Annotated in this window: 1 pseudogene; it reads right to left on the bottom strand. The window is 60.3% G+C overall.

What is annotated here, in order from left to right:
- Positions 1–300 (bottom strand): annotated as a pseudogene (locus P0G09_RS18925) (3-hydroxyacyl-[acyl-carrier-protein] dehydratase FabZ); the annotation flags it as partial.

Below are 300 nucleotides of genomic sequence, written 5' to 3'. Positions count from 1 at the left end.
ATCCACATAAGCAGACGCTTTCCCGATGCCCACAGGGCCGCGCTGTTCCACCAGCTCACAATGGAGCGTGAGAACATCTCCGTGGGTGACCTGTTTGCGGAAGCGGGCATTTTTGATGCCGCCGAAGAGGGCCAGTTTGCGTTTGTTTTCGGGGAGGCTCAGCGCCGCAACAGCTCCGGTTTGGGCAAGTGCTTCCAGGATCAGCACACCCGGCATGACCGGCTGGCCCGGGAAGTGACCGCATAAGAATTCTTCATTGCGGGATACGCACTTGCGGCCAATGGCCCACTGCCCCGGCTC

This window comes from Faecalibacterium sp. DFI.5.82 (assembly GCF_029076575.1).
In the GTDB taxonomy this organism is placed as follows: Bacteria; Bacillota; Clostridia; order Oscillospirales; family Ruminococcaceae; genus Faecalibacterium; species Faecalibacterium duncaniae.
Note: the sequence above shows the minus strand (reverse complement) of the source record. Positions and strands in the feature narration are given on the sequence as shown.